The organism is Clostridioides sp. ZZV15-6597 (assembly GCF_020657815.1).
Classification (GTDB): Bacteria; Bacillota; Clostridia; order Peptostreptococcales; family Peptostreptococcaceae; genus Clostridioides.
In genome coordinates, this window is record NZ_JAGWCT010000134.1 from 1 (window position 1) to 9312 (window position 9312).

A 9312-nucleotide genomic window follows, 5' to 3' on the forward strand; every position below is an offset into this window, starting at 1 on the left:
GAACACAGAAGTTAAGCTCTCTAGCGCTGATGGTACTTGGTGGGAAACTGCCTGGGAGAGTAGGACGTAGCCACGTAGTCTTTTTTTATTGTTTGCCATAAAACATAAAATCTAAAATTAAACAGAATATAAACTCTGTATTGATTTATACTAAGATAAAATATAAAATTATATAATATAGACAAAAAGTTTTGATTTAGAAAGAAGGTGTAATATGAATTCTAATGAAAGAAGAAACAAATTAATAGATATTTTAAAGGAATCTAAGCATCCTGTAAAAGGTGGAGTGCTAGCGGAGCTATTAAATGTAAGCAGACAAGTAATAGTACAAGATATAGCGCTTATAAGGGCTAAAGGCTTTGAAATAATAGCTACACCTCAAGGATATATAATATATAATCAACCATACTTTTCCAGACAAATAAAATGTAAAAATCATAAAAATGCCCAAGAAATTTATGAAGAACTAAGAATTATTGTAGATTTAGGTGGAATTGTAAAAGATGTTATTGTAAATCATCCAACATATGGTCAAATAACTGCAGAACTTAATATTTATTCTAAAATGGATATAGATGATTTTATGAGAAAAGTTGAAACAAATGAGTTTAAACAATTATCAGTCTTAACAGAACGCAGTCATATTCATACAATTGAAGCACTCAAAGAAAAGACTATTGAAGATATAATAAAAAAATTAGATGACAGTGGAGTATTATCATAAGGAGGAGTTAAATGAATTTTTTGTCATTAGCTAAGACTACTTCAACAAATAGTAATATAACGAAGAGAACTTTAGAAAATATGCTTAATAATTTCAGTGATAATATACCAAATATTATATATGCAATAACAATATTTATAATAGGTATTTATATAGCTAAGATAGTAAGAAAGATGGTTTCTAAGTTTCTAATTAAATATGGAATGAGTAAAGGTGTAAATAATTTTATTGTATATGGTATATATATATCAATGCTATCCATCATATCATTGATAAGTTTAGGGATTATAGGAATACAAACTACGTCAGTTGTAGCGGTCTTAGGAGCGGCTGGATTTAGTATAGGATTAGCATTTAAAGAAATATTATCAAATCTAGGCTCAGGCATGATTATTTTGTTTTTTAAGCCATTCAATATAGGTGATTATATTCAAGGGTCAGGTGTAGAAGGTACAGTTTCTGACATACAAATATTTAGTACTGTTCTTAAAACTCCAGATAATAAAACTATAATAATACCAAATTTTCAATTGACAAGTAATAATATAATTAATTACACACATCAAAATAAAAGAAGGATAGATTTTTCGTATAATATTTCTTATGATAGCAATATAGATATAGTTAAATCTATATTAAATGAAATTTTTACAAATGAAAAAAGGATACTAGATGACCCAAAGCCAATCATAGGGTTAAACTCTATAGGTAATAATACTATGCAAATAGTTGCCAGACCTTGGGTTAAAACTGATGATTACTGGGATGTATACTTTGATGTAATGGAAAAAGTTAAGAAGAAATTTGATGAAAATAAAATAGAAGTTCCATTTATTCCTGCTTCATTATTGTTTAGTAACACAAGTAATTTAAATTCTTTGGATAAAAGATAATATTTTAATTAAACAAAAAAATCAAACTTAAGATAATAAATTAAAGAAAATTCTAAAAAAAAATTGAATAATAGTATTGAAAGATGTTAATATATATAATATAATGATTATCAAATAAAACAATTAGTTAAAAGCATTGAAAGAAAATAGTAAAAAACAGGTTGTATTCAGAGAATGAGTGGATGGTGAGAACTCATTACAATGGTTTTTGAATCTACTCTAGAGCTTCTAGTTAAAGCTAGACGTTTACCTACGTTACAGGTCTGAGAGGATTATACATATGGGTATAATCAATTAGGGTGGCAACGCGGATAAAAGATTTTCGTCCCTTTTATAGGGTAAACGGAGGTCTTTTTTTATTTTCCAAATTTGTTTAAACTAAGAATTTGAAGTTAAAAATATTTTAATTTAAATTGGAATTATTAATTTATATTATAAAAATTATTAGGAGGAATTAATATGTTAGATATTAAAAGAATAAGAGAAAACTTAGATGATATTAAGAAAGCTATGGAAATAAGAGGCGAAAAAGAATTCGACCTTGATGCTGTAGTGGAATTAGATAATAAAAGAAGAGAGATACTTCAAGAAGTTGAAGTTATGAAAAATGAATTAAATGTAAACTCTAAAAAGATACCACAATTAATAAAAGAAGGAAAAGATGTAGAAGAGGAAAAAGCAAGATTAAAAGAATTATCAGACAAGATAAAAGGTATTGATGAGAAAGTAAAAGAAGTTGAAGCAAAAATGGAATATGCATTGATGAGAATTCCAAATGTACCTCATCCAGATGTGCCACAAGGTGAAACAGATGAAGACAATGTTCAAGTAAGAACTTGGGGAGAACCTACAAAATTTGATTTTGAACATAAAGCTCACTGGGATATAGGAACTGGTTTAGGCATACTAGACTTTGAAACAGCTGGAAAAATAACTGGTTCAAGATTTACTTTATATAGAGGACTAGGTGCTAGATTAGAAAGATCTTTAATGAATTTCTTCTTAAATACTCACACAGCTAAACATGGATATACAGAAGTTTTACCTCCATTTATGGCTAATAGAAATAGTTTTATAGGCACTGGTCAACTTCCTAAATTTGAGGAAGATATGTTTAAAATAGAAGGGCTAGAGTATTTCTTAATACCAACAGCTGAAGTACCTGTGACAAATATACATGCTAATGAAATATTAGATGTTGCAGAACTTCCAATAAAATATTGTGCATATACTCCTTGTTTTAGATCTGAAGCTGGTTCAGCAGGAAGAGATACAAGAGGTTTAGTTAGACAACATCAATTCAATAAAGTTGAATTAGTTAAATTTGTTAAACCAGAGGATTCTTATAAGGAATTAGAATCATTAACTCATGATGCTGAAACTATGTTACAAATGTTAGGTCTTCCATATAGAGTTGTAAGAATATGTACAGGAGACTTAGGATTTACAGCTGCTTTTAAATACGATTTAGAAGTTTGGATGCCAAGTTATAATAGATATGTAGAAATATCTTCTTGTTCAAACTTTGAAGATTTTCAAGCAAGAAGAGCGGGAATAAGATTTAAAAGGGATAAAAAATCAAAAGCAGAATATGTTCATACATTAAATGGTTCTGGATTAGCTATAGGAAGATGCTTAGCTGCTATATTAGAAAATTATCAACAAGCAGATGGCTCTGTAGTAGTTCCAGAAGAATTAAGACCTTATATGGGTGTTGATGTTATAAAATAATTATGTATTAATATTATATAAGTGATAATATATTTTAAGATTAAAAATATACTATAAGTAAATAGTAAATTAAAAAAAGTTATGAGATTTAATAATTTCATAACTTTTTTATGTTAATATATATAATAGAATATTCATCATAAAAAGCTAAATATTTTCATAAATCAACATTTAATTAGACTCTGAAATTTTTTTTTTAGGTTAATTTAAATTAAATGTAGCTATGCATAGCAATATATTAAATAAACAAAATAAAATTAAGTTGAATTATAAAATGAATTATGATAAGATAAGTTTGTTATAAGTTTTGGGAGGAATTATGGAAAGTTCATTTTATATGAAAGAAGCATTAAAAGAAGCATATAAAGCATATAATAAGAGAGAAACACCAATAGGTGCTGTTATAGTTAAAGATAATCAAATAATAGCAAGGGCTCATAACCTTACAGAAACATTGAAAGATTCTACAGCTCATGCAGAAATTTTAGCGATAAAGCAAGCATCAGAAAAATTAGGTGGGTGGAGATTGACAGATTGTGATTTATATGTTACACTAGAGCCTTGCATAATGTGTAGTGGTGCAATAGTTAATTCTAGAATAAAAAAGCTTATAATAGGGACAAGGCATATAAAAAATTCATATATAGAGAAACAGCATGAGTTTAAATTAGATTATTTTGAAAATAATAATGTAAAAGTGGCTTTTGATGTTTTGCAAGAAGAATGCTCGATCATATTGCAAGAATTTTTTAAGGAATTAAGAAAAAGAGATTAAGGAGAGATGGTCGAGTGGTCGAAGGCGCTCGCCTGGAAAGCGAGTATATGGGTAAAACTGTATCGTGGGTTCAAATCCCACTCTCTCCGCCAGAAACAATAAATAAAAGTAATTAAATATGGTTGTAATTTTGCTGTACTAGATGGGGAGGTAGCGGTGCCCTGTAACCTGCAATCCGCTATAGCAGGATTGAATTCCATCTAAAGGCTTATTTTTTGTAGGGCCGCCCTGAATAAGTGGTGTTGATGCTTAGGTCCTGCGCAATGAAAGCTCATGAACCCCGTCAGATCCGGAAGGAAGCAGCGGTAAGTGATCACTTTTGTGTGCCGCGGGGGTGCCTAAGTTGAGCTAACTGTTTTGGTAACGCCTATGGAATTAAGTCGATAGATGGTGTACAGCATTTAATATATAAAAGACTAATCCCTTAGATAATGAGGGATTTTTTTATTAATTTTACTAAAGAGAGGTAAAAAGATGCATAAAGCATTATATAGAGCATATAGACCACAAAGATTTGATGATGTTGTTGGTCAAGAACATATTATTAAGACTTTAAAAAATCAAATATACAATGATAATATAGGACATGCCTATTTGTTTTGTGGTACAAGAGGTACTGGGAAGACATCTACTGCAAAAATTTTTTCAAGAGCAGTAAATTGTTTAAATAAATTAAATGAAGAACCTTGTAATGAGTGTGAAATATGTGAATCAATATTAAAAGATAATACAATGGATGTTGTAGAAATAGATGCAGCATCAAATAATAGTGTAGATGATATAAGAGAGCTTAGAGAAAGTGTAAAATATTCTCCAGCTAATGCTAAATATAAAGTATATATAATAGATGAGGTTCATATGTTGTCTCAAGGAGCTTTTAATGCATTGTTAAAGACATTAGAAGAACCTCCCTCATATGTAATCTTTATATTAGCTACTACTGAACCTCATAAGATACCTGCAACTATTTTATCACGTTGCCAAAGATATGATTTTAAAAGAGTTACTGTTAAAGATATGACTCTTAGGATGAAAAAAATTTGTGAAGATGAAGGAATTGACATAGATGACAAAGCTCTTAATCTGATATCTAGAAATTCTCAAGGAGCACTTAGAGATGCTCTTAGCATATTAGACCAGTGTATATCATTTGGAGAAAATAAAGTAGATTATAAAGATGTTGTTGAGTTGATGGGAAGCGTGAATATAGAACAATTATTTGAATTGTCTCAATGTATTGTAGCGCAAGATACTAAAAAATCTCTTGAAATATTAAATGAATTTGTTTTATGGGGGAAAGATATAAGAAACCTTATAAATGATTTAATAGATCATTTTAGAAATTTAATGGTTTGCAAAGTATCATCAGAACTAGATGAAATAATCTCATTACCAGAAGAAACTATAGAGCAACTTAAATCTCAGTCTGAGGACATAGATATAAATGATTTAATAAGAATTTTAAATATACTGTCAACAACTCAAGATGATATAAAATCATCTTCAAATCCAAGAGTCTTAGTAGAAATAACTATAATGAAGATTGCTCAGCCAATGTTTGATGAAAGTAAAGAAGCTCTTATTAAAAGGGTTGAGAATTTGGAAAAAATGATTGAAATGGGTAGCTTTAAAATTACAAATAATGATAGTGGTAAAGAAAATGAATATGAGGATAATAGAGAAATAAATTCAAAAAAAGAAAGCATCGTTTATGAAGAGGTAAAGAATGAAGACGTTCTACTTATAGAATCATCATGGAAAAATATACTTAAACAAATTAAAAAAGATAAAAAAATGCCAATATACGCTCTTTTAAGTGAGGTAAAAAGTTTTAATGTATATTCTAACATGTTATATGTAATATTTGATGATAAATTTGATTTTGCAAAAACTAGATTAAGCTCCCCAGATACAATAGATTATCTAGAGAAGACTATAAGAGAAGTTTTAAATAGAAGCTTTAGTGTAAAAATAGTATTGTCATCAGAAGTCAAAGATATAAATCTTGAAGTTAAAGAAAAAAAAGACATTGGTGAAGAGATACTAAAGAACATAGTAAACGAAGAAATACTAGAAATAAAAGATAGTATTGATGAAAATGAAAGTAAATAATAAAATACTATTATGATATAATAATAAAATGAAAATAAGTTTAGGAGGAATAGTGTTTATGGCTAAAAAAGGTTTTGGAGGCGGAATGATGCCTGGTGGTGGAAATATGAATAACTTATTAAAGCAGGCTCAAAAGATGCAAGAAAACATGCAAAAAGCTCAACAAGAGTTAGAAAATAAAGAAGTAGAAGCTTCAGTTGGTGGAGGAGCAGTTACTGTAAAAGTTAATGGTAAAAAAGAAGTTTTAGATATAACTATTAAACCAGAAGTTGTTGATCCAGACGATATAGAAATGTTACAGGATTTAGTTTTAAGTGCAGTAAATCAAGCATTGAGAAATATTGATGATATACAAGCAAATCAAATGAGTAAGGTAACTGGAGGTATGAATATACCAGGGTTATTCTAGTAGGTGATATTTATGCAAGTTTATACAGGTCCAATAACGAGACTAATAGAAGAATTTTCAAAGCTTCCAGGAGTTGGAAGAAAGACTGCTCAAAGGTTGGCTTTTCATATTATTAATATGAATACTAATGATGTGGAGGCTTTATCTAAGGCAATTATAGACGCAAAAAGAGAGATAAAGTATTGTTCAATTTGTTGCAATATAACAGATACAGACCCATGTAGTATGTGCTCAAATAAGAATAGGGATTCTAGTACTATATGTGTGGTAGAAGATCCAAGAGATGTTGCAGCTATGGAGAGAATAAGAGAATTTAAAGGACAATATCATGTATTAAATGGAGTTATTTCTCCAATGGATGGTATTGGACCAGATATGTTAAAAATAAAAGAGCTTATACAAAGGCTTGGTAATCAAGATGTAAAAGAAATAATAATGGCTACAAATCCTACTATTGAAGGAGAAGCCACAGCTATGTATATTGCAAGATTAGTAAAGCCAATGGGAATCAAAGTTACTAGGATAGCTCATGGTCTTCCTGTTGGAGGAGATTTAGAATATGCAGATGAAGTTACAATATCAAAAGCATTGGAAGGTAGAAGAGAAATATAAAAATCGAGGTTATCACCTCGATTTTTGTAATTTTTTGGAGTTAAATTTAGATTAATTTTGATTTAGATTTATTGAATAAATTTCTTCTGTATTGTATAATTTGTTGTATAAATCATTTAAAAATTTTGATAGGGGTGCAACATGAAACCAATTATGAACTTAGAAGAACATAATGCAATGAAGGAAAAAAGAGTTAAAAAAATGAAATCAAAAGACAAGCCTAAATATGATGATTTTGAGGATATAAGTTTTTCTAACAAGAAAAAAACTAAGAAAACTCCAAGAAATAAAAACACTGAATTCAGAAATAACTATAAAAACTATCAGTATGATTATGAAGAAGATTTTTATGAACCAATCTAGTAATTAAATAATTAGAAGATAAAAAATCCCTAATAGGTACACTATAGGGATTTTATTTATTTTATTAATTAGAAATTATACTTAATACTAAATTAGCTATGTTTTGGGCTGAATTTGACTTTCTTATAGATTTTATATTTTTCTTTAACATTTCTAGCCTACTAGAGTCATCTATCAAAACTTTTAATAATATTGATAAATTATATTTCTTTGTAGTTCTAAGTGCTGCACCACAATTGGATAAGAAATCAAGATTTTCTTCTTCTTGTCCAGGTATATAATATGGAACTATCATGGGTACATCTTTTAAGAGTGCTTCAGTTGTAGTAAGTCCGCCAGGCTTACTGACTAAAACATCTATAGAAGCTAAAATGTCATTCATTTTATCAGTATATCCAAGTACACATACATTTTTGTCATGATAACGAGATACAAGTTTTTTTTCAATTTTCTCTTTTAAACTTTCATTTCTGCCAGTTATTACAAGTATCTGAAAATCTCTATCTGTATCTAATAACTCATCAAGAGTTTCTTTTATATTTCCAGCTCCAAAGCTGCCACCCATAAGTAAAACAGTTAATTTATCAGGAGATAAATTTAGTTCAGAAAGAACAATTCTTTTGTCTCTATGAGAATGGAACGATTTTTCAACAGGGATTCCAAATGTTCTAATTTTACTAGGTTCAACTCCATCAAATACTAATAATTCCTTTACATACTCATGACCAACAATATAGTAGTCAATCTCATTTTGTATCCATGTGGAATGAGTAGTATAATCAGTTAATACAGAAATAAGAGGAGGAACATTAATAGTACTTGTATGATGCTTATAAAAATGATCAGTAGAAGCATTTGTTTCATTATTATGTAAGTTAAAATTTTTTTTCAATGTGCTTAAAGCAATCATTGGAAAAGGATGTGTACCTATAATTAAATCTGGTTTTGTGTTTCTAATGAGTTTTTTTAATTTTTTTGCCATAAATGTAATTATTAGATTACCTTTAAATTCGTTTTTTGATAAAAGATTTGTTTCAGATAATCTATATACACTTCCATATGCTTTGGGTGTATATATGGCAGATTTTTCATATCCTCTTGAAATTATTTTATCCATTATGTTATTGACTAATTTCAAACTATCTATTATTTCGCATTCAACAGGCTCTCCGTCAATTGTTTTGGATGTAAGTTCTTCTTTAATAGCTAGAGCCGCTCTATTATGTCCACCACCAGTAGAAGCAGACATGATTAATACTTTTTTGCTCATAATAAAATCCTCCTAAAATGTAGCATAGTATTTATATAATACTTTGATATGTAAAAATTGTCATTCTCAATCAAATTATTGATAAATCATTTTTTAATAATAATCTAATACAAGATTACAAAAATTACAAGTGAAAGAAATGTAAATTAATTTTAAAAAAATGTGTATTACTACAAATAAAAAATTTAAATTATAGAATAAAAAGGAAAATTGGGCATAAAATATATATTAGTCCTATGAAATAAGGACTTTTGTTTATCATTAATTTATGAGAGTTAAGCTGATAAAACATAGAAAAATTAAAAATCTTAAAAAAAATAAAAAATTATATTGACTTGGATAAATAAAGGTGATATAGTATTACTTGTCCTTAAGAAAAGGGCAAACATGAAAAATGAACTTTGAAAATTAAACAGTAGGTTA

General features: G+C 28.4%; 9 protein-coding genes, 1 tRNA gene, 1 other RNA gene and 1 other annotated feature. Of the genes, 10 read left to right on the forward strand and 1 reads right to left on the reverse strand.

Annotated elements, in window-relative coordinates; translation table 11 throughout:
- Positions 1–214 precede the first annotated feature (214 nt).
- From KGF52_RS18885 to KGF52_RS18930, 10 genes are all read left to right on the forward strand, one after another.
- Positions 215–724, forward strand: coding sequence for a transcription repressor NadR (locus KGF52_RS18885; RefSeq protein ID WP_227841248.1), 510 nt, complete (start codon positions 215–217; stop codon positions 722–724).
- A gap of 11 nt (positions 725–735) precedes the next feature.
- Entirely contained in the window at positions 736–1617 is an 882-nt protein-coding gene (locus tag KGF52_RS18890; RefSeq protein WP_227841249.1) for a mechanosensitive ion channel domain-containing protein, read from the forward strand.
- 127 nt (positions 1618–1744) lie between these two features.
- Positions 1745–1950, forward strand: a binding site (T-box leader).
- Positions 1951–2076: 126 nt separating this feature from the next.
- Positions 2077–3348, forward strand: coding sequence for a serine--tRNA ligase (serS, locus tag KGF52_RS18895; RefSeq protein ID WP_227841250.1), 1272 nt, complete (start codon positions 2077–2079; stop codon positions 3346–3348).
- Between the two features lie 319 nt (positions 3349–3667).
- Positions 3668–4123, forward strand: coding sequence for a nucleoside deaminase (locus KGF52_RS18900; protein WP_227841251.1), 456 nt, complete (start codon positions 3668–3670; stop codon positions 4121–4123).
- Positions 4124–4215 (forward strand) — tRNA-Ser (locus KGF52_RS18905).
- A 41-nt stretch (positions 4216–4256) separates the two neighbouring features.
- An RNA gene (ffs, locus tag KGF52_RS18910) (signal recognition particle sRNA large type) lies at positions 4257–4521 on the forward strand.
- A gap of 76 nt (positions 4522–4597) precedes the next feature.
- Positions 4598–6235 carry a DNA polymerase III subunit gamma/tau gene (gene dnaX, locus KGF52_RS18915; protein WP_227830446.1) on the forward strand — a complete coding sequence of 546 codons (1638 nt, stop codon included), beginning with the start codon at positions 4598–4600 and terminating at the stop codon, positions 6233–6235.
- A 58-nt stretch (positions 6236–6293) separates the two neighbouring features.
- Positions 6294–6644, forward strand: coding sequence for a YbaB/EbfC family nucleoid-associated protein (locus KGF52_RS18920; protein ID WP_227437598.1), 351 nt, complete (start codon positions 6294–6296; stop codon positions 6642–6644).
- A 12-nt stretch (positions 6645–6656) separates the two neighbouring features.
- On the forward strand, positions 6657–7256 hold the full coding sequence (gene recR / locus KGF52_RS18925; protein ID WP_227830451.1) for a recombination mediator RecR: 600 nt from the start codon (positions 6657–6659) through the stop codon (positions 7254–7256).
- 141 nt (positions 7257–7397) lie between these two features.
- Positions 7398–7619: a hypothetical protein gene (locus tag KGF52_RS18930; protein ID WP_227830445.1), complete on the forward strand. Its 222-nt coding sequence runs from the start codon at positions 7398–7400 to the stop codon at positions 7617–7619.
- A 64-nt stretch (positions 7620–7683) separates the two neighbouring features.
- Here the strand turns inward: KGF52_RS18930 and KGF52_RS18935 are convergent, their stop codons facing one another.
- On the reverse strand, positions 7684–8889 hold the full coding sequence (locus tag KGF52_RS18935; RefSeq protein ID WP_227841252.1) for an MGDG synthase family glycosyltransferase: 1206 nt from the start codon (positions 8887–8889) through the stop codon (positions 7684–7686).
- Positions 8890–9312: the final 423 nt, after the last annotated feature.

Coding starts and splice junctions, on each gene's coding strand:
- KGF52_RS18885 (WP_227841248.1), top strand. CDS start 215: ATGAATTCTAATGAAAGAAGAAACAAATTAATAGATATTTTAAAGGAA.
- KGF52_RS18890 (WP_227841249.1), top strand. CDS start 736: ATGAATTTTTTGTCATTAGCTAAGACTACTTCAACAAATAGTAATATA.
- serS (WP_227841250.1), top strand. CDS start 2,077: ATGTTAGATATTAAAAGAATAAGAGAAAACTTAGATGATATTAAGAAA.
- KGF52_RS18900 (WP_227841251.1), top strand. CDS start 3,668: ATGGAAAGTTCATTTTATATGAAAGAAGCATTAAAAGAAGCATATAAA.
- dnaX (WP_227830446.1), top strand. CDS start 4,598: ATGCATAAAGCATTATATAGAGCATATAGACCACAAAGATTTGATGAT.
- KGF52_RS18920 (WP_227437598.1), top strand. CDS start 6,294: ATGGCTAAAAAAGGTTTTGGAGGCGGAATGATGCCTGGTGGTGGAAAT.
- recR (WP_227830451.1), top strand. CDS start 6,657: ATGCAAGTTTATACAGGTCCAATAACGAGACTAATAGAAGAATTTTCA.
- KGF52_RS18930 (WP_227830445.1), top strand. CDS start 7,398: ATGAAACCAATTATGAACTTAGAAGAACATAATGCAATGAAGGAAAAA.
- KGF52_RS18935 (WP_227841252.1), bottom strand. CDS start 8,889: ATGAGCAAAAAAGTATTAATCATGTCTGCTTCTACTGGTGGTGGACAT.